The sequence below is a fragment of the Mesorhizobium sp. M0815 genome, from assembly GCF_040319995.1.
Taxonomy (GTDB): domain Bacteria; phylum Pseudomonadota; class Alphaproteobacteria; order Rhizobiales; family Rhizobiaceae; genus Mesorhizobium.
Window position 1 is genome coordinate 38,949 of record NZ_JAMYOU010000017.1, and the last position, 22,833, is coordinate 61,781.

The window sequence follows — 22,833 nt, forward strand, 5'->3', positions numbered from 1 at the left end:
CTCCATCATCATTCCAGCCGCCGCCACCCACTTTTGGCGCCGCGAAAAAAACTGCCGGAACAATGCTCAGGGAGTGTGGCATCGTTCCGGCAGAGGACGCCCCGCGGGGCGTCCGAAAAACCTAGACTCCTATGCGCTGCCGTTTGCGGCCTTCGGCTTGCGCGGAATGGGCCTCGCGCACCTCGGCCCGCTCGCTGACCTGCGGCACGCCGACGTCCCACCACGCGTCACCGGGTGTCCAGGTGTAGCCATCGGAGACGATGGTGATGACCGTGGTGCGATCCGTCCCTTTGGCCCACTCCACAGCCTGGCCGAGATCCGCAAGGCTTTCGACGCGCCGCGTGAGAGCGCCCATGGCCTCGGCGTGCTTGGCAAAGTCGACCGAAAACGGCTCCTTGACCCGGCAATCCTTGATCATGTTGTTGAAGGACGCGCCGCCCTTGGCATTCTGGAGTCGGTTGATCACCGCATAGCCGCCATTGTCACAGACGATCAGGATCATCTTGTGGCCGGCGAGAACCGATGAGTAGACGTCGGAGTTCATCATCATGTAGGTGCCGTCGCCGATCATCACGATCGGCGTCCGGGTTGGATCCGCCATTGCAGCGCCCCAACCGGCGGCGATCTCATACCCCATGCAGGAAAATCCGAACTCGCAGTCGAACGTGTTCGGCTCTTTCACGCGCCAGTTCTTCATGACTTCCCCGGGAAGCCCGCCCGCGGCGGTGATCAGCAGATCCCGCTCGCCGGCCTTCGCGTTGACCACACCGACGACCTGCGCGTAAGTCGGAACCGGGTCATTCGTTGGTTTCTGGAATCCGTCGAGCGCGATGTTCCATTTGGCAAACTCGACCTTGCCCTTTTCGGTCCAACGGCTGTCGGCCTTCCAGTCACCAAGCGCGGCCCCGACCTCGTTGATGGTTTCCAGCGCATCGCCGACTACGGGAAGAGCCCGGTGCTTCGTGGCGTCCCACCGTGCGGCGTTGATCGAGACGAATTTGGCGTCGGGGCTGAACGCGCTCCACGATCCCGTCGTGAAGTCCATGAGCCGCGTGCCGACGGCCAGGATCACATCGGCTTCGCCCGCAAGCGCGTTCGCCGATGTCGAACCGACAATGCCGATAGGCCCTACATGGGCAGGATGGTCGTGCGTCACCGTCCCCTTGCCGGCGATGGTTTCAGCGAGCGGAATACCGCGCGCTTCGGCGAATTTCGCAAGAGCAGCCTCCGCACCGGAGTAACGCACGCCGCCGCCCGAAATGATTAGCGGACGCTTGGCCGTCTTGAGAAGACGTACCGCCTCTTCGAGGCGCGCGCGATCCGGCCGGGGACGCGGAATCGCATGGACCGTGGGTTCGAAGAAGGATTCGGGATAATCCCAGGCGACTTCCTGCACGTCTTGGGGGAGAGCGATGAAGGCCGGCCCGCAGTCGGCCGGGTCCAGCAGAACGGCGACCGCCTGGGGCAGTGAAGAGATGATCTGTTCGGGATGGACAATGCGGTCCCAGTAGCGGGTTACCGCCTTGAACGCGTCGTTGACGTTGATTGAGGGGTCGCCGAAGTGCTCGACCTGCTGCATGACCGGATCGGGCCGGCGACTGACAAAGGTGTCGCCTGCAAGCATCAGTACCGGAAGTCGATTTGAATGGGCGACGCCTGCGGCGGTCACCATGTTCAGAGCGCCCGGGCCGATAGAGGTGGCGGCGATCATGATCTGGCGCCGGCGCTTCGCCTTTGCAAATCCGATCGCGGCCAGTGCCATGGACTGCTCGTTCTGGCCGCGCCATGTGGGAAGGACGTCCTGCGCGGCCTCCAAGGCTTCGGACAGGCAGGTGACATTGCCGTGACCGAAAATGGCGAACACGCCCGCAAACAGCGGAACCTTGCTGCCGTCGATGACGGTGAATTGATTGCTTAAATAGCGCACAAGCGCCTGCGTCATGGTCAGACGAATGGTCTTCGTCATCGCTTCCTCCCTGGCGAATTTCCGTTGTTCATACTTTTACGGAATACCCATTGACAAATCAACCTATTTGCAACGATCATTGCAGAAATATTGTTGCGGAGGAATTCTATGCTCAGAATTGGCGTGCTCGGTTGCGGGCGCATCGGGCGCATGCACGCGGCCAACATCGCTGCACACCCACGAACGAAACTGGCGGCGGTCTATGACGTCAATCGCGCCGCGGCCGATGAAGTGGCAGCCATGCTCTCCGTCCCCGCGTTGGATTCGGCCGACGCCATGTTTGATACGAACGATATAGACGCCGTGTTGATCGCCACCGCGACCGATACCCATGTCGACTACATCGAGCGGGCAGTCGCGGCCGGAAAGCCGGTGCTGTGCGAGAAGCCCATCGACCTTCACCTGAAGCGTGTCGATCGCTGTGCGGCCAATATCCGTGGAAGCAAACTGCCTATCATGATTGGCTTCGTCCGCCGCTTCGACCCTGGGCACGCCGCCGTGAGAGCAGCAATCGAAGGTGGTGAGATCGGCGAACTCCACCAGGTGATCATCACGTCGCGGGATCCTGGCATGGCGCCGGCTGCCTACATACGCGTCTCCGGCGGCATATTTCGCGACATGACAATCCACGATTTTGACATGGCTCGCTTCATGCTCGGTGAAGAGCCTGTTGAGGTCTTTGCGACCGGCAGCCGGCTGGTCGACCCCGACCTGATGGCCGAGACGAATGACTGGGATACGGTGACCGTGGTTTTGAGCACCGCCAGCGGCAAGCAGTGCATCATCAACAACTCACGACGGGCGGTCTATGGATACGATCAGCGCGTCGAGGCGTTCGGATCCGCCGGCATGGCGATTTCCGAGAACCGCCGCGCGCATGAAGCGCGTATTTATGCCGATGGGCTGAGCGATCGGGCGCAGCCCTACCTTCATTTCTTTATCGAGCGATACAGGGAAGCATTCAACGCTGAAATCGACGACTTCGTCGACGCCATCGAAAATGGACGCCAGCCGTCGGTCGTTTTCGAGGACGGACGCCTTGCGCTGGTTCTCGCCGAAGCCGCGATCAAATCTGTCGCCGAGCGTCGCGTCGTCCGCACCAGCGAGATCGGTGGCGGCAATGTATGACAAATATGGACTTTTCATCGACGGTGAATGGCGCGCCGCTTCCGACGGAAGCACGGCGACGGTAGCCAGTCCCGTCACCGAACGCTCACTGGGCGACACTCCAACCGCGACGCTGGACGATGCGCAATCTGCCTTGGCGGCGGCCGAACGTGGCCTTTGCGCGTGGCGGGCAAAGAGCGCGTTCGAGCGCGCCGACGCGCTTCACGCCATCGCCGACGAAATGGGCCGGCGGCATGACGAAGCCGCCCGCATGATTACGTTGGAGACCGGCAAGCCCATCGCGCAATCCGGACGCGAGTGGGTTTTGGCGACCGATCAGTTCCGGTGGTACGCCGAAGAGGCTCGGCGTGTTTATGGCCGTATCATCGACAGCCGTGTTCCCGGAGGCCGCTTCGAAGTGCTGCATGAGCCGATCGGGGTCGTGGCGGCCTTTACGGCATGGAATTTTCCGGCAGCGCTCGTCGCCCGCAAGATCGCCCCAGCGCTTGCCGCCGGGTGTTCGGCCATCCTTCGGCCTTCTAGCCAGACGCCAGGCGTCGCGATGGTCATGATCGACTGCCTGCGTGCAGGCAGGCTCCCCCCAGGCACGATCGGCCTTCTCGTCGGGTCGACGGCCACGACCTACGTGCCGCTGATGGCATCGGCGCTTGTGCGCAAGGTGTCGCTGACCGGGTCCACACGGGTCGGGCAGCAAATGCTGCGCGACGCAGCCGATACAGTGAAAAAGGTGTCGATGGAGCTTGGCGGCAACGCGCCCCTCATCGTCTTCGACGACGCGGATATCGAAAGCGCACTCAACGTATCCGTGCCCACGAAATTCGCCAATGCCGGGCAGGTTTGCGTCACACCAGACCGCTTCTTCATCCACGAAAAGGTCCACGATGCTTTCGTCGAGGGTTTCGTCGCGCGAGCGAAAGCCCTGAAGCTGGGCGATGGTCTCGATCCGACGGTGCAGATGGGTCCCCTGATCAATGCCAGGAGAATCGACGAAATCGAAAACATCGTCGCCGACGCCGAAAAGGCCGGTGCCAGGATTGCCGCCGGCGGCCGTCGCTCGCCAGCCTTCAATTCCGGCCATTTCTTTGAGCCGACGGTCCTTACAGATGTCGCAGACGACATGACCGTTTTTGCCGAGGAAAATTTTGGCCCGGTCGCCGCCATCACCCGCTTTTCGTCCGAGGAGGAGGTTCTGGCTCGGGCAAACGCCTCGAAGATGGGGCTTTCCGCCTATGCCTTCACCCGGGATGCGGGGCGCGCTCGCAGAGTTGTCGCGACGCTCAAGGCTGGAATGGTCGGCATCAACAGCTTTGCGCTCGCCGCTTCCGAGGCGCCGTTCGGCGGGACCAACCATTCCGGCATGGGCCGGGAAGGCGGCGCGGAAGGTATCCGGGACTATCTCGATACCAAGCTGGCTCAAATCGTATTCTAAGAGGCGTTTCATGATCAAGAACAGGCTCAAGCAGCTCTGGGCGGAAGGGAAGCCGACCATCAATGGCTGGCTTTCAATCGGCAACAGTTTCACTGCCGAGATCATGGCGGCGCAAGGTTACGACAGCATCGGCGTCGACCTCCAACATGGAGCGCTCGACTACAACGGCCTGTTGCCAATGCTCCAGGCGATGCGGGCCTCCGCCACGGTGCCGCTCGTCAGGGTGCCTTGGCTGGAGCCAGGCATCATCATGAAAGTGCTCGACGCGGGTGCTTATGGCGTCATCTGTCCGATGGTGAATACCGCCGAACAGGCGGCCGAGTTTGTCAGCTACGTTCGTTATCCGCCGCTGGGCAGCCGAAGCTTTGGCCCGACACGTGTGAATTTCGCGGCCGGTGCCAACTATGCGTCGGAAGCGAATGCCGAGATACTTGCGTTTGCCATGGTCGAGACCGCCGAGGCGATGGACAACCTCGACGCGATCGCTTCCATCTCAGGGCTTGACGGGATCTACGTTGGCCCGGCTGACCTGACCCTCGGCATGACCCAGGGCCGGCTGCCGCCCGCCTTCGACCGCGAGGAGCCGGAGATAATCGAGGCCATCCAGCGCATCGCGACGGCCTGCAAAAGAACCGGCATAGCCGCGGCATTGCACTGTGGAACGCCGGCCTACGCCGCGCGTGCGATCGGGTGGGGCTACAACATGACCACCGTCTCCAACGACGTACGCATGCTGGCCGGTGCGGCGGAAGCGAACGTCAAAAAGTTCAGGGAACTCACGGGCGGATCAAGCGTCAGCGCCGGTTCCAAGGGAGGGTACTGATGCCGCATGTTCTGGTTGCCGGGAAGCTCCATCCGGCTGGCATAGCGTTGCTCGATCAGGCCGCCGGCATTACCTACGACTACGTCGAGGAGGTCTCGGAGCCAAGCTATGCCCACCTGATCGACAAGGCCGATGGATTGGTGATCCGCACGCAGCCTCTCTCGGCTCCGACCGTCGAGAAGGCTGGTAGACTTCGGATCGTGTCCCGCCACGGTGTCGGCTACGACTCTGTCGATTTGCCGTCCCTCAACAAGCGTGGGATCACGCTCGCCGTCGTCGGAGACGTCAATTCCATATCTGTCGCCGAGCACGCGATGATGATGCTCCTTGCCTGCGCCAAGCATGCTGTGCGCGGCGACCGGTCAGTTCGCGAGGGTGTGTGGAATTGGCGCAACCGGCTGGAAGCTTCGGAACTGGCCGGCAAGCGCCTGCTGATTCTTGGCTACGGCCGCATCGGCCGGCATCTCGCGAAGATGGCGGCTGCCTTTTCCATGGAAGTCGCCGCCTACGATCCGTATCTCGAAAAAATCGGATGGCCGGAAGGCCCTGCTAAAGCCGTCTCCGATCTGGCGTCGGCCCTTCAATGGGCGGATGCGATTTCCGTCCATGCTCCCAAGGGCGATGCTCCTGTGATCGGCGAGCGCGAGTTCGCCCTTCTGAAGCCGGGAGCCTGGCTCGTGAACACCGCGCGCGGCGGCGTCGTCGACGAAAAGGCACTTCTTGCAGCCCTTGCGTCTGGCAAGGTGGCGGCCGCTGGCCTCGACGTGTTCGACGAGGAACCCCCCGCCGCCGACAATCCGCTTCTGTCCTGCGATCAGGTGATCCTGTCGCCGCATATTGCCGGCCTCACCGCCGAATGCGGTGAACGGATGGCCGTGTCAGCTGTGCGCAATGTGCTCGATTTCTTCGAGAGCAGGATCGACCCGATGCTCGTGGTCAACGGCAAAGAGCTGAACGGCCATTGATAGCATCGCAGCCGCTAAGCAACCACCGGAAGCCGCTACCCAAGGTCTGTCAGTCCGGTGCAACAGGAAACCGTTGCAACAAAGCAGATGCCGCAATTGGGCAATCGCTTGAAAGCGATTCCGCATGAAGTCGCGCAAAAACATATCATATTAAAAACAGTTAGTTAATTGACATCAAAATAGTTGTTGCAAATTATAAAACTCTGCAATAAGCATTGTTGCACAAGAACTTCATATGCAATTTCCGTTGCAAAATGAGGCGAGGCGAGACTCCAAGAGCCGCCGGTCCACGGGAGGATGAACCAGGTGTCTTTGCTTGAAGTGCAGGGCGTCGGCAAAAGCTTCGGAGCAATCCGCGCGCTGTCCGACGTCAGCTTTTCGATCGAACCCGGTGAAGTGGCCGGCCTGATGGGGGACAACGGCGCCGGCAAGTCGACAATGGTCAAACTGATTTCGGGAAATTTTCCCCCGACCGAAGGGCAGATCAGAGTCGGCGGCAAGGCCTGCCACTTCCATAAGCCGCTCGATGCTCGCGCCGAGGGGATCGAGGTCGTGTATCAGGATCTCGCGCTGGCGGACAATCTAACCGCCGCGCAGAACGTGTTTCTAGGCCGAGAACTCAAAAAGGGCATCTGGCCTTTCCGAATACTCGATAAGCAGGCGATGATCGATCGCTCCGCGGAGCTGTTCAGCGAACTGAAGTCAGAAACGCGGCCACGCGATCTCGTAAAAAAAATGTCGGGCGGTCAGCGCCAGGCAATTGCGATTTCACGGACCCGTTTGTCCAACGCCAGACTCGTCATTATGGACGAACCGACCGCTGCGATTTCCGTGCGCCAAGTTGCTGAGGTCCTGGAATTGATCCGGCGCATGAAAGCGCGCGGTGTCGCGGTGATCCTGATTAGCCACCGCATGCCAGACGTTTTTGCCGTGTGCGATCGCATCGTCGTTCTACGGCGCGGAACGAAGGTTGCCGACAAACCCACCCTTCAGACATCTCCGGAAGAAATCACCGGACTAATCACGGGAGCGATCCGTGCAGCCTAGTCAACCCGAAGCGATCCAGGAAAGCCACGCCTCGATTGCCGACGTCGTCGGCATCATGGAACAAACTGCGCTTCAGAAGTTGAGAAGTAGCCAGGCCTTCTGGGTCTCGGTCGCGCTCTTCGTCCTTGTCGCGTTTATGGCAGTGTTGGAACCGAGCTTCGGCACAGCCGAAAACGCAACCAACATCACCCGGAATTTCGCGCTGATCGCCATCATGGGCCTGGGCATGACCGTGGTGTTGATTACGGGCGGGATCGATCTTTCCGTTGGGTCAGTCATGGGCCTCGTGGCCATCGTGGCCGGTCTTCTACTGACCTGGCATTATCCTTGGTACGTGGCGTTCGCCTCCGGCCTTCTCGCTGGAGTTGCCTGCGGCGCGTTCAACGGCTTTTTCGTCGCCTATATCGGCATGCCGTCCTTCGTGGTCACACTCGGCATGTTGTCGATCGCTCGTTCCCTTGCCGTGGTGCTGTCAGGCAACCAGATGCTCTACCAATTCGGACCTGACGCGCCGATCGTGAAAGCGATCGGCCAAGCGAAGTGGCCGGTGCACTCGCTGGAGGGATGGGCTCCTTACTGGATACCGCAGTTCTCGTCCCATTTCTGGGTGATGGTGATCATGGCGCTAGCCCTCGGCTGGGTATTCATCTTCACCGCGTGGGCCCGCCATCTGTTCGCGATCGGCGGTAACGAGAATGCGGCACGCATGACGGGCGTGCCCGTCGATCGGATCAAGTTCCAGGCGTATGTTTTCTCGTCCTTCTGCGCCTCGATCGCATCCCTGCTGCTGCTTGGCTATAGCGGTTCGGCGATCAACGCCGTCGGCACCGGGTATGAATTGCGCGTCATCGCCGGCACAGTTATCGGCGGCGCAAACCTGATGGGGGGCTACGGCACAGCCTTCGGCGCGGTCATCGGGTCGGCCTTCCTCGAGGTCATCCGCAACGCCCTATTGATGGCAGGCATCGATTCCAACTGGCAGGGTGCCTTTGTCGGCATCTTCATAATTCTCGCTGTGCTTCTGGGTCTGGGTACTTCCGGCAAATCGCTGAAGTCCTTCTTCACCATCAAGCGTGGCTAGAGCTCTGCCGGCTTATGCCGGTGGAATATCCTGAGGTGAACACAACAAACGGAGGAACATCGATGAAGAAATATCTGTTGGCGGTGTCGGTCGGCCATATTGGGGCCTCTCGATGGAATCAAGTTAGCATGTCCTTTAGCCGATAATAGGTGCCTACCATCGGCAGGAATCACGCCCTGCCGGTATGCAGCGGGACTGCATTCCAGTGCATGCCATCGATTGGATTGGTATCCGTGCGGCCCATTGCAATGTCTGCTAAAACACTTCCGATCAGCGTCAATAATTGCGCGCCATGCCCCGAATAGCCCATGCCGTAGATCAGGCGGCACCGAGTAGCTGGGGGCTGGCGCCACCGGCCTCCGGAGCACGATGCCCGATGCTGGTCAGCGTGTCGGCGAACCCATGCGCAAGGCCGGCTTCGTCACGCAGATCGCGTAGCGATGTTGCATCGACCGTTCCAGGACCTTGAGGAAGTTCATGTGCCGCGCCTGCGCGCGATGAATCGCGCCGAGCCGGGTGTCGACCACAGGTATTTCGAAGCCAGCCTCGACGAGAAGCACGCAGACCTCGTCCGCTTTGGCGCCGTGCGAAAAGTGGAGCCGTGACAGGATGCTGCGATGGCGGCCCACCATCGCCTGATCCACTCCGTGGACTGGCCCGACTGTCCGGCCAACAGCCCTTTCCAGGACTTGTCGCAGAGGGGTTACCCAGGTCCTACTGACGAAATCACCATCAATGATCAGCAGCCGTCCGCCAGGCTTGAGCAGCGAGAACCATTCGGCGAACGCCGCTCGCGGATCCACCAACGTCCAGACGAGATGACGGGTGACGAGGACGTCGTAGCTTTCTCCTTTTTCAAGGGTGCGCTCGGCGTCGCCGATCAGAAACCGGATGCCGCTTTCCCTCTGCGTCGCCTTTGCACGCGCGCGGGCAAGCATGGCCTCTGACCAATCGAGCCCGGTCACGGCATAACCCAGGTCGTGCATGAGATGGGATACAACCCCGGTGCCGCAAGCGAGGTCGAGCGCGCGACGCCCATCCCCGGGGCCCAAGTGCTTGAGCATCAGCCTGTGCCAGGCCATGCGTTCCCGCTGTGAGAAGATTTCATGCCCCACCGAAAGGTCGAATGTTTCGGCGCGCGTCGACCAATAGTCGCGTATCTCGTCCCGCAGCGAATAATTGGGCTCGCCCGCCATTCCAGACCCCTTGTCGTCGTACCAGTCTGGAATTGCTCTAAAAGATATTTCTTGAGAATTGAAGTCATCTTTTATAAGGCACCTCTGGCTAATCCACTTCAAGAGAGGGCGCGATGAATTTCGGAAAGGTCCCAGCAGGGACGATGGCGGCCGCTATCGTCGCCCTGTCGATGACGCTGGCCGCCAGGGCCGAAATGGTTGCAGTGACTGACATCACGGGCCGCCAGGTCGAGGTGAACGTCCCGGCCGAGAGGGTAATCCTAGGTGAGGGCCGGCAGGTCTATCTCGTCGCGGCGCTCGACACCGAGGACCCGTTCAAGCGCATCGCTGGCTGGCGCGAGGATTTTAGCCAAGCGGATCCGGACAACTACGCCGCCTATCTCGAAAAATTCCCCAGGATGGCGGAGATCCCCACCTTCGGCGGTTTCAAGGACGGCACTTTCGACGTCGAGCAGGCGGTGTCGCTCAAGCCCGACGTCATCCTGATGAACATCGAGTCGAAGCAGGCCACGGAAGACGCCAAATATATCGAGAAGCTCGCCGCCGCCGGCATTCCGTTGGTCTATGTCGATTTCCGCGAGCGTCCCTTTACCAACACCGAACCCAGCATGCGCCTGTTCGGCAAGCTGTTCGGCAAGGAGGAGCGCGCCGAGGAATTCATCACCTGGCGCGCCGCCGAGATCGCGCGCGTTACCGACGTCATCGAGAAGGCCAAGCCGGAAAGGCCCAAGGTCTTCATCGAACGCGCCGGCGGCTATTCGGACGATTGCTGCATGAGCTTCGGCGACGACAATTTCGGCAAGTTCGTCGAGATGGCGGGCGGCGACAACATCGCCAATGACATCATCCCCGGCACGTTCGGCACACTCAATCCCGAACAGATCATCGCCTCCGACCCGGATCAGATCATCGTCACCGGCGGCTCGTGGGAAGCCTATGTGCCGGGCGGTGCCTGGGTCGGCGTCGGCCCCGGCCGTGATGAGGCAGAGGCGCTGCGCAAGCTGAAGGCGCTGACCGAGCGGCCGGCGCTGACCGGCGTGAAGGCCGTCGAGGACGGCGCCGTGCATGCCATCTGGCATCAGTTCTACAACAGCCCCTATCAGTTCGTCGCCATCCAGCAGATGGCGAAGTGGCTGCATCCGGATCTTTTCGCCGATCTCGATCCCGAGGCGACCTTCAGGGAGTTGCACGAGAAATTCCTGCCCGTCGCATACAGGCCCGGCCACTGGGTCTCGCTGACCGATGTCGATTGAATCGACGGCCATCAGCACCGCGCTCGACAGCACCGATGGACGAGGGCGTTACCGCGCTCTCGTCTGGCGGCGGCAGTTGATCCTTGCCGGCCTCGGCGCTGCCCTGCTCTTCAGCCTGTGCGTCGACCTTGCGGTCGGTCCCGCCCGCTACGGACTTGCCGAGGTCGTGCGGGCGCTTGTGTTTCCCGACACGGTGCCGCAGCAGGTGCGCGTGGTGCTCTGGGACATCCGCATGCCGGTAGCCCTGATGGCCATCGTCGTCGGGGCGGCGCTCGCCGTGGCCGGCGCACAGATGCAGACCATCCTCAACAACCCGCTGGCGAGCCCCTTCACGCTCGGCATATCCGCCGCCGCGAGCTTCGGCGCCGCGCTTGCACTTGCCTTCGGGGTGAGGCTTATCCCCGCCGCAGTCGAATATGTAGTGCCGATTAACGCCTTTGTGATGGCGATGCTGGCGGCCTTCCTCATTCACGTGCTGAGCGTAAAGCGCGGCGTCAGCGCGGAGACCATCGTGCTGCTCGGCATCGCGCTGGTTTTCACCTTCAATGCGCTGCTCGCGCTCGTCCAGTTTTTCGCGTCGGCGGAAGCGCTGGCGGCGGTCGTCTTCTGGACAATGGGCAGCCTCACCAAGGCCACCTGGCCCAAGCTTGCAGTCACCACATTCATTCTCCTCGCAGTCTTACCCATTTTCGCCCGGCGCACCTGGGCGCTGACGGCGTTGAGGCTTGGTGAGGACAAGGCGGCCAGCTTCGGCGTCAAGGTCGGCCGCCTGCGGCTTGAGACGCTGATTCTGGTGAGCCTTCTCGCCGCCATCCCCGTTGCCTTCGTCGGCACCATAGGCTTTATCGGACTTGTGGGCCCGCACATCGCGCGCATGGTCATCGGCGAGGACCAACGCTTCTTCCTGCCCGCCTCGGCCCTGTCGGGTGCGCTCATCCTGTCGGCCAGTTCGGTCGTCAGCAAGTCGCTTATCCCGGGGACGGTCTTCCCGATCGGCATCGTCACCTCACTCATTGGCATCCCGTTCTTCATCTCGCTCATCCTGTCTAGCACGAGGCGCTCATGGTGACGATCCGGCTCGAGGCGCTCGGCGCGCGCTACGGCACGAGCCTCCGGCTTCGGGATGTGACGACGCCAGCGTTCGAGGGCGGAGACATCGTGGCGGTGATCGGTCCGAATGCCGCCGGGAAGTCGACGCTCTTCAGGCGCATCGCCGGCCTCCTGCACGGACCGGGAGCAATGCATGTCGAGGGGGCCATTCGCGGGAAGAGCGGCATCTGCTACATGCCACAGGAAACGTCCGCCAACGCGGTGCTCACCGTCTATGAGTCAGTGTTGCTCGCCCGCAAGCAGGGTATGGGCTGGTCTGTGAGCGACGATGATCTGGCTCGCATCGACGAGACCCTGGCGGCGCTCGGCATCGCCGATATCGCTTTCCGCAACATCGGCGAGCTTTCCGGCGGCCAGCGGCAACTCGCCAGCCTGGCACAAACGCTTGTGCGTGAGCCCGAGGTCCTGCTGATGGACGAACCGACATCAGCACTCGATCTGTCGCGGCAGGTGGAAGTGCTCGGTCTCATGCGGGAACTTGCTCAGGCGCGAGGCATGGTCGTGCTGATCGCCCTGCACGACCTCAATCACGCCCTGCGCTTCAGCGATCAGACAATGGTCATCGCGGACGGCCGGCTGGTCGCATGCGGGTCATCGCCGGGCGTCATCACATCCGATCTGCTGCGGGACATTTATCACCTCAGCGCGCGCATTGAGCCCTGCTCGCGCGGCATCGGCCATGTCATCGTGGATGGCGTGGCGGATGGGCGTCGGACGGTCATAATGCCGGCAGCGGAAACCGAATCCGGGATTAGGAGCAGATTCGAAGCGGCAGCCATTCCGGCCGCGTGACGGCAACCGAATTATGCCGGTTGATCGACGCGCGCACTGATCGACCTGATCCTCTGGCCGCTGGTTGAAGGCGACAGTGTGCTTGCATTCAACTCAAGGCGTGGCCGGCCAATCCATAGACCCAAGGCCCATTGTCTTCCCGGTTCAGAAAGCGGTGCCCTTTGGACATGGTCGTAACGGTCTCGGCGATGCCGAGGCCGCACTGCTGGAGAAACGCGGCAAACACGCCATCCTTCTCGCGCGTATCGACGCGGGCGAACCGTCCTGCCAGTTCCTTCAGATGCACGGCTGTGAGATGGACCGCGTCTAGATCGTTGCGCGCGACCATGGGGCCGATCACGTGGCCACGCCCGAACTCGCGACACATGGAATAGCCGACGATCTCGCCGCCACGGCTCAAAGTGCAGATTGAGGCATCGGCCGCGAGCAACGCGAGCAGCCTCTCGCGGTTTGTCCCAAACGCGCGCGTATCCAACGCCGTGATCTCCTTCAGCCTGTCGCTCGATAGCGCCTGCAATTGACCGTCCAGGGCCGGCATTGTTGGGGGTGTCTGTGGGACCTCCCCCTGGCGCATGTATACGATCGCCTCGGTCGTGAAACCGAGTGAGACATAAAGAGGATAGGCAGCATGGGTAGCATTGAGTGCCAAGTTGCGATCGCCGCATTGCTCGAGCACCAAGTCCATGAGCCATCGGCCGCCTCCTTGCGCTTGCGTGCGCGGCGTTGTGATCACTACGCCGATGGTGGCGAAATCGTCCCCGTGGGGAAACCACATCGCGCTCCCGAAAACGCGTCCAATACCATCAACGGCAACAATGCCGCGGCCGGCGCGGCGCAGAAAGTCCCAATCCTTCGGCCGATGAGGCCAGCGGACTGAGATCGACAGCGCGTGCAGTAGCTTGACGTCGACATCATCAATGTCCCGCGCGACCAGTTCGAAGGATTTCAGGCGTACTGATCTCTGCATCTCAGTCGATCCGGTCCTTCAACGAATGCGCAAGGCACGCGGTGCTAAGGCTCCGATTGCCATGTTTGCGACAGGCCTCTTTTGCAGCATCTTTACAGGGGAAAGCCAGCAGGTTTCGCTGGTTTGAGGTGCTTTTTCGCAATCTTCGGCCAAAGCACGGCGCGATTCGGCAGGGAACACTTCTCCATACGGGTAGGCTGGTCGCGACCGGTGATAGTGTGCAAGCAGAGCGACCGCCATGAACGTGGAAGAAATCCTCGCGACTCTGGTTGCATTTCCCTCTGTTGTGGGCACGCCAAACAGCGCGATCGTCGATTGGATCCGCGACTACTGTCAGGCGGCAGGAGCCGAGGTGACAGTTCTCCCCGGACCCGAGGGTGACCGGTCCAACCTCTTCGTCACGATCGGCCCGCGCCAGGCTCGGGGCTATATCATCTCTGGACATATGGATGTCGTGCCGGCCGGCGAGCCGGAATGGAGCTCGGATCCGTTTGTCCTGCGCCGCGAGGGCGGCAGGCTTTACGGCCGCGGCACCACCGACATGAAGGGCTTTCTCGCCTGCGCATTGGCCGTGCTTCCCGAACTTTTGGCGATGAATCTGCGACAGCCAGTTCATCTCGCGTTCTCCTATGACGAAGAGGCGGGTTGCCGTGGCGTGCCGCACCTCTTAGCGGCGTTGCCGAGCTTATGCGAGAAGCCGCTTGGCGCGATTATCGGCGAGCCGAGCCGGATGCAGCCTGTGCGCGCGCACAAGGGGAAGGCGGCCGCACGGCTCGAGGTGATCGGGCGATCCGGCCATTCGTCACGCCCCGATCTCGGACTCAATGCGGTGCACGCCATGGCCGGTGTCATCACGCACGTCGTGGCCTATGGCCAATCCCTCGCCGACGGGCCGTTCGATGATAATTTCGAGCCCCCATATTCTTCCTTGCAGGTGGGCGTCATCGCCGGTGGACAAGCCGTCAACATCATCCCCGACCGTTGCACCGCTGACGTCGAGGTGCGTGCCGTGCCCGGCGTTTCTCCATCCTCCCTGCTTGAGCCGGTCAAGGCCCGGCTTTTCGATCTGCGCGACAGTGGCTTCGATGTGGCGTGGCACGAGTTGAGTTCCTATCCCGCCCTTGCGCCCGCGAATGGGAGGGATCTAGCGGCCGTTATGACGGAGCTGACGGGGCAGGAGCCGCTGACAGCCGTCAGCTTCGGTACGGAGGCCGGGCTTTATCAGCAGGCCGGAATCGATGCGGTCATTTGCGGCCCCGGCGATATCGGCCGTGCCCATCGTGCCGACGAATATATCGAGATCGGTGAACTCGCCGCTTGCCGGAAGATGATCGAGGGGCTCGGCGCGCTTCTTGCGGCCTGAAGGAAGGGGCGGTCACCATGGCGTTTCTTTTCAATTCCGATGCCGCGCGTGCCGCGGTCTTCCGCGAGATATTTGCGCGCCAGATCCCGGATCTGGAATTCCTCCATTCCGGCGATGAAATGGAGCCAGAGAAGGTGCGCTATCTCATTACCTGGACGGTGCCGGACGAGATTTCGCGCTACCGCAATCTGGAAGTGCTGTTTTCCACCGGCGCGGGCGTCGACCAGTTCAAGCAGGACGTGGTGCCAAGCCATGTGAAGCTGGTGCGCATGGTCGAGGATGGCATCATACGCATGATGCAGGAATACGTCGCGCTCGGCGTGTTGGCGCTCCACCGGCAGATGCCCGCCTATCTCGAGCAGCAGACAAGGTGCCTCTGGCAACCGATTGCCGGTCGACAGGCGGCCGAACGCCGGGTTGGCTTCCTCGGCCTTGGCATGCTGGCCCGCGCGGCTATCGAGCGCTTGAAGCCGTTCCAGTTTCCGCTTGCCGGGTGGAGCCGCAGCGAAAAGCGGATAGAGGACGTCGCCTGTTTTCACGGCAGGGACCAACTCGCGGGCTTTCTGAAGCAAACGGATATTCTCGTCTGCCTGCTCCCGCTCACGGAACAAACGCACGGCATGCTCGATGCAGAGTTCTTCGACTTACTGCCCGTCGGGGCGCAGCTGCTGCATGTCGGCAGAGGTCCGCAACTAGACCAGGCCGCGCTGATCAACGCGCTCGACATCGGTCATGTATCTGCGGCGATGCTTGATGTCACTGATCCAGAACCGCTCCCGGAAGACCATCCGCTCTGGTCGCATCCGAAGGTGATGATAACGCCGCATATCGCCTCGGTGACGCAACCGCATACGGCGGCACAATCCGTCGTGGACAATATCCGGCGCCACCGCGCCGGAGAAGAACTGATCGGCCTCGTCGATCGGACACTCGGCTACTAACCAGGAAACATCACATGTCACTTCTGATCACGATCGACACAGTTCCAGACTTCGCGCCGAAGGAGGCATTACCGGCTCCGGAGCGGCTCATTTCCGGCACTCCATCCTTCAAGACCTGGGCGCAGGATGCCTCAAAAGGTGAGAAAGTTCTGACCGGCGTCTGGGAAGCGACGCCCGGCGAGACGCATTCGATCAAGGGAACTATCTACGAGTTCTGCCACATCGTTTCGGGTCTCGTCGAAATCGAGGAGAAGGGCGGTGAGACCAAGACCTACCGCGCCGGCGACAGTTTCGTGATGAAGCCGGGTTTCGTCGGCGTCTGGCGCACGATCGAGACCGTACGCAAGATCTACGTCAGCGTTTATGACTGAGTTCAGTGCTCAAGGTCCGGCCGAATAGAGCGCGCGGCGGTTCCAGAACAATCGGCTTTCCAAGTTCCGCCTGACGCGATTCGACGCCGTCGGGCGGCTCATCCTCGACCGAAAATGCGGCGGGCGATCCACTATTGTTCCGATGACGCTAGTGCGAACGAGGACCTCCATCAATGAAGACCTACAAGATAGCGCTCATCCCCGGCGACGGCATCGGCAAGAACGTGACGCAGGCGGCATGGCAGGTGCTGCAGGCGGCGGCTAAGCGGGGCGGTTTCGCCCTTGCTGACACAAGATTCCCATGGTCGTGCGCCTACTACCTGGAGACCGGTGCAATGATGCCGTCAGACGGCATCGAGACACTTCGAAAATTCGATGCGATCTATCTCGGCGCTGTGGGCTGGTCCGCAGAAGTGCCCGACTCAGTATCGCTTCACGGATTGCTCCTGCCGATCCGCAAAGGGTTCACGCAGTACGCCAACATACGACCGCACCGGCTGTTGCCGGGCGTTCAGGGGCCCCTCCGCTCCGATGGTTTCGACATCCTGTGCATCCGCGAGAATACGGAAGGCGAATATTCCGGCGCCGGCGGGCGCGTCCATTCCGGCACAGCCAATGAGGTCGCGATTGAGACAGCAATCTTCACGCGTGCGGGTGTCGAACGGATCATGCGTTTCGGTTTCGAACAGGCGCGGGCGCGCCGCAAGAAGCTGGCATCTGTCACCAAATCCAACGCGCAGAAACATTCCATGGTTTTCTGGGATGAGGTCACGCGCGAGATAGCGAAAGACTATTCCGATGTAGAGGTCTCGCACTACCACATCGACGCCATGGCTGCCCGCATGGTGCTGGCGCCGGAAAGCCTCGACGTAATCGTCGCCTCGAACCTGTTTGGCGACATCCTCACTGATATTGGAGCGGCCATCCAGGGCGGGCTGGGTTATGCCGCCTCTGCCAATATCAATCCCGATCGCAGCGCGCCTTCCATGTTCGAGCCGGTCCATGGTTCGGCGCCCGACATCGCGCATCTCGGCGTCGCCAATCCGATCGCCGCGATCTGGTCCGGTGCGATGATGCTCGGGCATCTGGGTGAGGGGCAGGCTGCGGCAGAAGTGATGTCGGCGATCGAGTCCGCAACCGCGCGGGGGATTGGCACGATCGCAGGCAAGGACAGGACTGAAACAATCACGCAGGCCGTGCTGGCAGGATTAACCTGAAAGAGCAGAGGAAAGACCATGAATGCGATGACGAAGATTGGTATGTTCAACGATTCCGACCTTTTCCGCCAGCAGGCGCTGATTGGCGGTGTCTGGTGGGATGCGGAAACGAAGGGCGTGGTCGATGTCATTGACCCTGCCAGCCAAAGTGTTCTCGGCACCGTTCCCGAAATGGCGGAGAACGAGACGAGAGCCGCAATCGACGCTGCGGCTGAGGCCTTCAAAGGCTGGAAGAAAAGGACCCATGCCGAGCGTGCAGGATTTCTGGAGCGCTGGCACGACCTCATCCGCCAGCACGAACAGGATCTCGCGCTCCTGCTGACGCTGGAACAAGGCAAGCCGCTTGCCGAGGCGTTGGCGGAAATCCGCTACGGCGCATCTTTTGTGAAATGGTTTGCGGAGGAGGCGCGCCGGATCGGTGGCTCGACCATTCCGTCACCCACGGCCGATCGCCGCATTCTGGTGCTGAAAGAACCCGTCGGCGTCTGCGCCATCATCACGCCGTGGAATTTCCCCAACGCGATGATCACGCGCAAAGTAGCACCGGCGCTGGCCGCAGGCTGCACGGTTGTCATCAAGCCGTCGGAATTTACGCCATTCTCGGCGCTCGCGCTCGGCGTCCTGGCGGACCGAGCCGGCATCCCGGCAGGCGTTATCAACATCGTAACCGGCATGCCGGCGGAGATCGGCAAAGAGCTGATGGCCAACGAGACGGTGCGCAAGATCTCGTTCACCGGTTCGACCCGCGTCGGTGCGCTGCTCATGCGTGGCGCGGCCGATAGCATCAAGCGGCTGAGCCTGGAGCTTGGCGGCAACGCGCCCTTCATCGTCTTTGACGACGCCGATCTGGATAAGGCAATTGAAGGGGTGATCGCATCCAAGTTCCGCAATGGCGGTCAAACCTGCGTTTGCGCGAACCGGATTCTCGTGCAGGAAGGCGTTTACGCCGCTTTCGCCGAAAAGCTGAGCCAGCGCGTCACGCGGATGAGGGTTGGCGCAGGGACCGACGAGGGCACTGAGATCGGCCCGATGATCAACGCGGCCGCGATCGACAAGATCGAGCGTCACATCGCGGATGCACAGGCGAAAGGTGCGCAGATCATCGCCCAGAGCGAGACGGTGCCGGAGGGCAAGCAATATGCACGGCCCGTCGTGCTGGGAGAGGCTACTACCGAGATGCTCCTGGCATCGGAAGAGACGTTCGGTCCGGTGGCGCCGCTTTTTCGCTTCGAGACGGAGGAAGAGGCCATCGCCATCGCGAACGGTACGCCGTTCGGCCTTGCCGCCTACTTCTACACCGACAACCTCCAACGGTCATGGCGTGTTGCCGAGGCGCTGGAGTTCGGTATGGTCGGGCTCAACACAGGCATGATCTCGACCGAGGTTGCGCCTTTCGGCGGTGTCAAGCAGTCAGGAGTGGGGCGCGAAGGATCGCAGCTCGGCATCGAGGAATATCTCGAGGTCAAGACGCTTCATGTTGGCGGGCTTAACTAGTTATCTTGCAAGCAGGTGGAAACACTTGCAGCCCCTAAAGCGTTGGAACAACAAAGAAAGGGGCGGTGAAAACCGCCCCTTTCTCTATTGCGACCAGTGATTATTAACGTTTTGGGAGCACCTCAGTCTGGCGCGACTGCGCCAGCAAACAGACGTTCAGGCGAATTCCCGAACGGGCTCCAGTCCGATGGCGCCGGCCAGACCGCCGATATCCTTGATTTCGGTATATTCGTAGAAGGGGTTTGCAGGCTCGTGGCCGCGGTTCACCCAGACCTTGCTCTTGATACCGAGATCATAGGCGGTCATGAGATCATAGCGAAATGAGGACGACACGTGCGTAATGTCCTCCGGGCCGCAGCCGAGCTTCTCGAACATATATTCGAAGCCCTTCATCAAAGGCTTGTAGGCGCCGGTCTCCTCGGCCGTGATGACCATGTGGAACGGCGCGCCGAGTTTTTCCACGTTCGACATGATCAGGCTCTTCATGGAGTTCGACAGGATCACCAGCGGGATTTCCTTGGCGACCTTGGCCAGGCCCGCCGGGACATCCGGGTGCGGACCCCATGTCGGCACTTCCGCATAGATGCGCTGGGCATCCTCGGGCCGGAATGCGACGCCGTTGCGTTTGCAGGTCCGTTCCACAGAATTGTGCACGACCTCGCTGTACGGCTTCCAGGCGCCAAGAACCTCATCGAGGCGATAGGCCGAGAAATCCCTGATGAACTGCGCCATCCCAGCTGGAGAGAGCTGCGCGCCGTATACGCGTCTCGCCGCGCCCGCCATGTCGAAGTTGGTCAGTGTACCGTAGCAGTCGAAGGTGATGTATTTCGGTCTGAACTGGGTCATGAGCGTCGATCCTTCCAATCCTGTCGGCACAGCGTGCCTTTAACAGCAAGGATCATAGTGAGAACCGAGAAGACTAGTCGCCGCATTCGATGTGCCCTGAAGCAGATTGTTTTGTATTGCGTGAGAGCTTTGGCAGAGAGTTGCGCCTGAGTTCGTTTCGAGCTTCGGCGGGAGCGCGACCTTTCAGCCGTGCGTCGGCATAAGATACGGCGCCAGCGGCAAAGGAAAGTCAAAACGCCTATCGCTCAGGTTCTGGTCGGGAGGAACTGCTGTCCGCGGCAGCCTATCTTGGGCCTAGGAGAATTCAGGCCCGGAATGAACCATGACCGCGCAGCAGATCACGCTGGAAACGATGACAATGGCGCATCTGAGCGGTGTTGTCGAACTGTCGCGGCAGGTTGGTGGGCCGGTGGTGGCGAGAAGCAATTCCGAAGCACCGAACCTGATCGACTTCCTGCTGGCCGACAGTGCGGGCGAGTTTGTCCGTATCGACACCGAATCTACAGATATCGGCGAATGGCTCACCCGTCCTGCCTGGCTCACGTCGTCGGTGGCATAATGATGCGACGAACCGCAGATGAGCTGAAGGACGAAACCACACCACACCGGACTTATGCTCTCGTCAGTCAGGCACTACGCTGAATCGGAGGAAGAAATGCTGGCAAACTCACTGATCGAACTCGATCGCGCACATCTGGTTCACCCGTTTTCATGCTATCGGAGCCACGAGGAGACGGGCGTGCGGGTGCTCAAATCCGCCAAGGGCGCAACAGTGACCGATGCAAGCGGGAAAACCCTGCTGGACGGATTCGCCGGTCTATGGTGTGTAAACATCGGATACGGCCAGGAAAGCGTCGTTGAAGCAGCCGCAAAGCAGCTAAGAGAGCTTCCCTATGCGACGGGATATTTCGGGCTGGGATCCGAGCCTGCCATTCGCCTTGCTGCCAGGCTTGCCGAACTGGCGCCCGGCGATTTGAACCATGTCTATTTCACGCTTGGCGGCTCCGACGCGATAGACAGTACGATCCGCTTCATTCGCTATTACTACCATGCCACGGGTACGCCGCAAAAGGACCAGTTCATCTCGGTCGAGTATGGCTACCATGGATCCTCGACGGCAGGGTCAGGTCTGACCGCGATCCCGGCTTTCCATGCGGGTTTCGGCGTGCCATACGACTGGCAGCACAAAATTCCTTCGCACTACGCCTATCGCAATCCCGTCGGTTCCGACCCGCAGGCGATCATCGATGCATCGGTCGCGGCCCTGCGGGCCAAAATCGCGGAACTCGGCGCGGGCCGCGTTGCGGCCTTCTACGCCGAACCCATCCAGGGTTCGGGCGGTGTCCTCGTTCCACCAACGGGTTGGCTGAAGGCTCTGCACGCCGTGTGCAAGGAACACGACATTCTGTTCGTTGTCGACGAAGTTATCACTGCCTTTGGCCGTACCGGCCCCCTCTTCGCCTGTGAGGAAGACGAGGTCGTGCCGGATTTCATAACCACGGCGAAGGGACTGACCTCGGGCTACGTGCCGATGGGCGCCGTCTTCATGTCGGACCACGTCTACAATACCATCGCGGACGGAGCCGGCAAAGCGGCTGTCGGCCATGGCTATACTTATTCGGCCCATCCCGTGAGCGCGGCGGTCGGGCTCGAATGCCTCCGTCTCTATGAAGACAGCTTGCTCGAGAATGGGCGCAAGGCCGGGAAGCGCCTGATGGACGGCCTTCGCTCGCTCACCAACCACCCGCTGGTTGGCGACATCCGCGGTCGCGGCATGCTGGCAGCAATTGAGTTGGTCACCGACAAGGAGCGCAAAACGCCGCTGCCGGCGGCGGCCGATCCGGGGCGCCGCATCTTCGAGCGCGCGTGGGCGAACGGCCTTGTCATCCGCTCCTTCAACAGCGGCATCCTCGGCTTTGCGCCGCCGCTCTGCTGCACCGAGGACGATATTGATGGAATCCTCGAACGTACCCGAATGACGCTGGATCAAACCCTCGAAGACAAGGACGTTCGGTCAGCGATGAAGGGATGATCATTGCCATCGCCGAAGCGACCTCGGTCACTGCGGTAGACGCCTAATGCATGTCGCGCAAAAGTGTGCAGCGGTTTTGCGATAACGACATGCATCAAAACAAGAACCTAAAGAAAACAAGAACCTAAAGCGCGTCGCACGAGGCCGGTCGAACGCGACGCGCGTTAGCGGCCCCAAAGCAAATCCTCAGGTGATGCCGCCGTCTGCCAAGTGCAAAGCAATTTGCCGGTATGTGGATTCTCTTGCCGTTGCACAAGCGCAGCGAAAACAGCAACAGGGAGCGCTGGCGCGCGGCTCTCCAGGTCCAAGACTGCGGAGCAGCTTTCTCATTTGTCGAAAATGATGTCGAGAGGCAAATGGGATTTCACGATTGGGGACTTCAGCACGACGAAGCTGAAATATTTGTCGATTCCGATATCCAATTCGATCATGCGCTCCATGATCGTCTGGTACTCGCTGATGCCCGCTGTGACAAACTTCACTAGGTAGTCGTAACCGCCTGAAACCAGATGGCATTCGATGACAGAATCGACTTTCTGAATTGCGGTGAGAAATCTCGCGAAGTCGTTCTGTTGATGGTGCTTGAGCGTGACTTCGGTGAAGATCGTTAGAGTCTGTCCGAGCTTGGACACGTCGATCTGGGCGGAATAGCCGGTGATGAAGCCTTCCGCCTGAAGCTTCTTCACCCGCATCAGGCAAGGGCTCGGCGAAAGGTTGACCAGGTCGGCTAGCTCGACATTCGTGACCCGCCCGTTCTTTTGCAATTGGGATAAGATCTTGATGTCGATCTTGTCGAGCTTCATTGGAAATCT

General features: G+C 60.9%; 21 protein-coding genes. 16 read left to right on the plus strand and 5 right to left on the minus strand.

The annotated features are described in order from the left end of the window. Positions 1–121: 121 nt before the first annotated feature. On the minus strand, positions 122–1,966 hold the full coding sequence (iolD, locus tag NKI01_RS19365) for a 3D-(3,5/4)-trihydroxycyclohexane-1,2-dione acylhydrolase (decyclizing) (RefSeq protein ID WP_352964268.1): 1,845 nt from the start codon (positions 1,964–1,966) through the stop codon (positions 122–124). A gap of 108 nt (positions 1,967–2,074) precedes the next feature. Between iolD and iolG the strand changes: the two genes are divergently transcribed. The 6 genes from iolG (at position 2,075) to NKI01_RS19395 (ending at position 8,439) form a co-directional block, all read left to right on the plus strand. After that, positions 2,075–3,094 (plus strand): inositol 2-dehydrogenase, encoded by a 1,020-nt coding sequence (gene iolG, locus NKI01_RS19370; RefSeq protein ID WP_352964270.1) that lies wholly within the window; start codon positions 2,075–2,077, stop codon positions 3,092–3,094. Next, positions 3,087–4,523, plus strand: coding sequence for an NAD-dependent succinate-semialdehyde dehydrogenase (locus tag NKI01_RS19375; RefSeq protein ID WP_352964272.1), 1,437 nt, complete (start codon positions 3,087–3,089; stop codon positions 4,521–4,523). Before iolG ends, NKI01_RS19375 begins: the two co-directional genes overlap by 8 nt. 10 nt (positions 4,524–4,533) lie before the next feature. Continuing rightward, positions 4,534–5,346, plus strand: coding sequence for an HpcH/HpaI aldolase family protein (locus tag NKI01_RS19380; RefSeq protein WP_352964274.1), 813 nt, complete (start codon positions 4,534–4,536; stop codon positions 5,344–5,346). Then, entirely contained in the window at positions 5,346–6,311 is a 966-nt protein-coding gene (locus tag NKI01_RS19385; protein WP_352964277.1) for a hydroxyacid dehydrogenase, read from the plus strand. Before NKI01_RS19380 ends, NKI01_RS19385 begins: the two co-directional genes overlap by 1 nt. Positions 6,312–6,608: 297 nt before the next feature. Next, on the plus strand, positions 6,609–7,358 hold the full coding sequence (locus NKI01_RS19390; protein WP_352964279.1) for an ATP-binding cassette domain-containing protein: 750 nt from the start codon (positions 6,609–6,611) through the stop codon (positions 7,356–7,358). Positions 7,359–7,413: 55 nt separating this feature from the next. Beyond that, positions 7,414–8,439, plus strand: a complete 1,026-nt coding sequence (locus tag NKI01_RS19395) for an ABC transporter permease (protein ID WP_502895039.1) — start codon at positions 7,414–7,416, stop codon at positions 8,437–8,439. A 383-nt stretch (positions 8,440–8,822) separates the two neighbouring features. On the opposite strand, the gene NKI01_RS19400 is transcribed toward NKI01_RS19395, so the two are convergent. Continuing rightward, on the minus strand, positions 8,823–9,635 hold the full coding sequence (locus tag NKI01_RS19400) for a class I SAM-dependent methyltransferase (protein WP_023718611.1): 813 nt from the start codon (positions 9,633–9,635) through the stop codon (positions 8,823–8,825). A 143-nt stretch (positions 9,636–9,778) separates the two neighbouring features. Here NKI01_RS19400 and NKI01_RS19405 point away from each other — a divergent pair, with 143 nt between their 5' ends. The 3 genes from NKI01_RS19405 to NKI01_RS19415 are packed head-to-tail and all read left to right on the plus strand — an operon-like array spanning position 9,779 to position 12,790. Further along, complete coding sequence (locus NKI01_RS19405) at positions 9,779–10,888, plus strand: ABC transporter substrate-binding protein (RefSeq protein ID WP_352964339.1); 1,110 nt, start codon at positions 9,779–9,781, stop codon at positions 10,886–10,888. Further along, on the plus strand, positions 10,878–11,957 hold the full coding sequence (locus NKI01_RS19410; protein ID WP_352589389.1) for a FecCD family ABC transporter permease: 1,080 nt from the start codon (positions 10,878–10,880) through the stop codon (positions 11,955–11,957). The genes NKI01_RS19405 and NKI01_RS19410 overlap by 11 nt, the downstream gene beginning before the upstream one ends. Beyond that, a complete protein-coding gene (locus NKI01_RS19415) occupies positions 11,951–12,790 on the plus strand; it encodes an ABC transporter ATP-binding protein (RefSeq protein ID WP_352964283.1) in 840 nt (279 codons plus the stop codon). Before NKI01_RS19410 ends, NKI01_RS19415 begins: the two co-directional genes overlap by 7 nt. An 88-nt stretch (positions 12,791–12,878) precedes the next feature. Here the strand turns inward: NKI01_RS19415 and NKI01_RS19420 are convergent, their stop codons facing one another. Further along, complete coding sequence (locus NKI01_RS19420; protein ID WP_023718606.1) at positions 12,879–13,757, minus strand: GNAT family N-acetyltransferase; 879 nt, start codon at positions 13,755–13,757, stop codon at positions 12,879–12,881. A gap of 238 nt (positions 13,758–13,995) precedes the next feature. Between NKI01_RS19420 and argE the strand changes: the two genes are divergently transcribed. From argE to NKI01_RS19445, 5 genes are all read left to right on the plus strand, one after another. Further along, positions 13,996–15,120, plus strand: a complete 1,125-nt coding sequence (argE, locus tag NKI01_RS19425) for an acetylornithine deacetylase (protein ID WP_352483201.1) — start codon at positions 13,996–13,998, stop codon at positions 15,118–15,120. A gap of 17 nt (positions 15,121–15,137) precedes the next feature. After that, complete coding sequence (locus NKI01_RS19430) at positions 15,138–16,061, plus strand: 2-hydroxyacid dehydrogenase (RefSeq protein WP_352964286.1); 924 nt, start codon at positions 15,138–15,140, stop codon at positions 16,059–16,061. A 14-nt stretch (positions 16,062–16,075) separates the two neighbouring features. Next, on the plus strand, positions 16,076–16,432 hold the full coding sequence (locus NKI01_RS19435; protein WP_023718603.1) for a cupin domain-containing protein: 357 nt from the start codon (positions 16,076–16,078) through the stop codon (positions 16,430–16,432). Positions 16,433–16,605: 173 nt separating this feature from the next. Beyond that, on the plus strand, positions 16,606–17,649 hold the full coding sequence (locus NKI01_RS19440) for a tartrate dehydrogenase (RefSeq protein ID WP_023718602.1): 1,044 nt from the start codon (positions 16,606–16,608) through the stop codon (positions 17,647–17,649). A gap of 18 nt (positions 17,650–17,667) precedes the next feature. Continuing rightward, positions 17,668–19,143 (plus strand): NAD-dependent succinate-semialdehyde dehydrogenase, encoded by a 1,476-nt coding sequence (locus NKI01_RS19445; protein WP_352483203.1) that lies wholly within the window; start codon positions 17,668–17,670, stop codon positions 19,141–19,143. A gap of 156 nt (positions 19,144–19,299) precedes the next feature. Here the strand turns inward: NKI01_RS19445 and NKI01_RS19450 are convergent, their stop codons facing one another. Next, positions 19,300–19,989, minus strand: a complete 690-nt coding sequence (locus NKI01_RS19450; protein ID WP_352483204.1) for a haloacid dehalogenase type II — start codon at positions 19,987–19,989, stop codon at positions 19,300–19,302. Between the two features lie 322 nt (positions 19,990–20,311). Here NKI01_RS19450 and NKI01_RS19455 point away from each other — a divergent pair, with 322 nt between their 5' ends. Further along, positions 20,312–20,548, plus strand: coding sequence for a hypothetical protein (locus NKI01_RS19455; RefSeq protein WP_023718599.1), 237 nt, complete (start codon positions 20,312–20,314; stop codon positions 20,546–20,548). 96 nt (positions 20,549–20,644) lie between these two features. Beyond that, positions 20,645–22,021, plus strand: a complete 1,377-nt coding sequence (locus tag NKI01_RS19460; protein WP_031193879.1) for an aspartate aminotransferase family protein — start codon at positions 20,645–20,647, stop codon at positions 22,019–22,021. Between the two features lie 326 nt (positions 22,022–22,347). Here the strand turns inward: NKI01_RS19460 and NKI01_RS19465 are convergent, their stop codons facing one another. Further along, complete coding sequence (locus NKI01_RS19465) at positions 22,348–22,824, minus strand: Lrp/AsnC family transcriptional regulator (RefSeq protein ID WP_023718597.1); 477 nt, start codon at positions 22,822–22,824, stop codon at positions 22,348–22,350. Positions 22,825–22,833 lie beyond the last annotated feature (9 nt).

Bases quoted from the DNA above. Each gene is read 5' to 3' on its own strand.
- NKI01_RS19415 (WP_352964283.1), top strand. From the start codon at position 11,951: ATGGTGACGATCCGGCTCGAGGCGCTCGGCGCGCGCTACGGCACGAGC.
- NKI01_RS19430 (WP_352964286.1), top strand. From the start codon at position 15,138: ATGGCGTTTCTTTTCAATTCCGATGCCGCGCGTGCCGCGGTCTTCCGC.
- NKI01_RS19400 (WP_023718611.1), bottom strand. From the start codon at position 9,635: ATGGCGGGCGAGCCCAATTATTCGCTGCGGGACGAGATACGCGACTAT.
- iolG (WP_352964270.1), top strand. From the start codon at position 2,075: ATGCTCAGAATTGGCGTGCTCGGTTGCGGGCGCATCGGGCGCATGCAC.
- NKI01_RS19410 (WP_352589389.1), top strand. From the start codon at position 10,878: ATGTCGATTGAATCGACGGCCATCAGCACCGCGCTCGACAGCACCGAT.
- NKI01_RS19420 (WP_023718606.1), bottom strand. From the start codon at position 13,757: ATGCAGAGATCAGTACGCCTGAAATCCTTCGAACTGGTCGCGCGGGAC.
- NKI01_RS19465 (WP_023718597.1), bottom strand. From the start codon at position 22,824: ATGAAGCTCGACAAGATCGACATCAAGATCTTATCCCAATTGCAAAAG.
- NKI01_RS19450 (WP_352483204.1), bottom strand. From the start codon at position 19,989: ATGACCCAGTTCAGACCGAAATACATCACCTTCGACTGCTACGGTACA.
- NKI01_RS19445 (WP_352483203.1), top strand. From the start codon at position 17,668: ATGAATGCGATGACGAAGATTGGTATGTTCAACGATTCCGACCTTTTC.
- argE (WP_352483201.1), top strand. From the start codon at position 13,996: ATGAACGTGGAAGAAATCCTCGCGACTCTGGTTGCATTTCCCTCTGTT.
- NKI01_RS19405 (WP_352964339.1), top strand. From the start codon at position 9,779: ATGGCGGCCGCTATCGTCGCCCTGTCGATGACGCTGGCCGCCAGGGCC.
- NKI01_RS19385 (WP_352964277.1), top strand. From the start codon at position 5,346: ATGCCGCATGTTCTGGTTGCCGGGAAGCTCCATCCGGCTGGCATAGCG.
- NKI01_RS19395 (WP_502895039.1), top strand. From the start codon at position 7,414: ATGGAACAAACTGCGCTTCAGAAGTTGAGAAGTAGCCAGGCCTTCTGG.
- NKI01_RS19460 (WP_031193879.1), top strand. From the start codon at position 20,645: ATGCTGGCAAACTCACTGATCGAACTCGATCGCGCACATCTGGTTCAC.
- NKI01_RS19435 (WP_023718603.1), top strand. From the start codon at position 16,076: ATGTCACTTCTGATCACGATCGACACAGTTCCAGACTTCGCGCCGAAG.
- NKI01_RS19380 (WP_352964274.1), top strand. From the start codon at position 4,534: ATGATCAAGAACAGGCTCAAGCAGCTCTGGGCGGAAGGGAAGCCGACC.
- iolD (WP_352964268.1), bottom strand. From the start codon at position 1,966: ATGACGAAGACCATTCGTCTGACCATGACGCAGGCGCTTGTGCGCTAT.
- NKI01_RS19440 (WP_023718602.1), top strand. From the start codon at position 16,606: ATGAAGACCTACAAGATAGCGCTCATCCCCGGCGACGGCATCGGCAAG.
- NKI01_RS19375 (WP_352964272.1), top strand. From the start codon at position 3,087: ATGTATGACAAATATGGACTTTTCATCGACGGTGAATGGCGCGCCGCT.
- NKI01_RS19455 (WP_023718599.1), top strand. From the start codon at position 20,312: ATGACCGCGCAGCAGATCACGCTGGAAACGATGACAATGGCGCATCTG.
- NKI01_RS19390 (WP_352964279.1), top strand. From the start codon at position 6,609: ATGAACCAGGTGTCTTTGCTTGAAGTGCAGGGCGTCGGCAAAAGCTTC.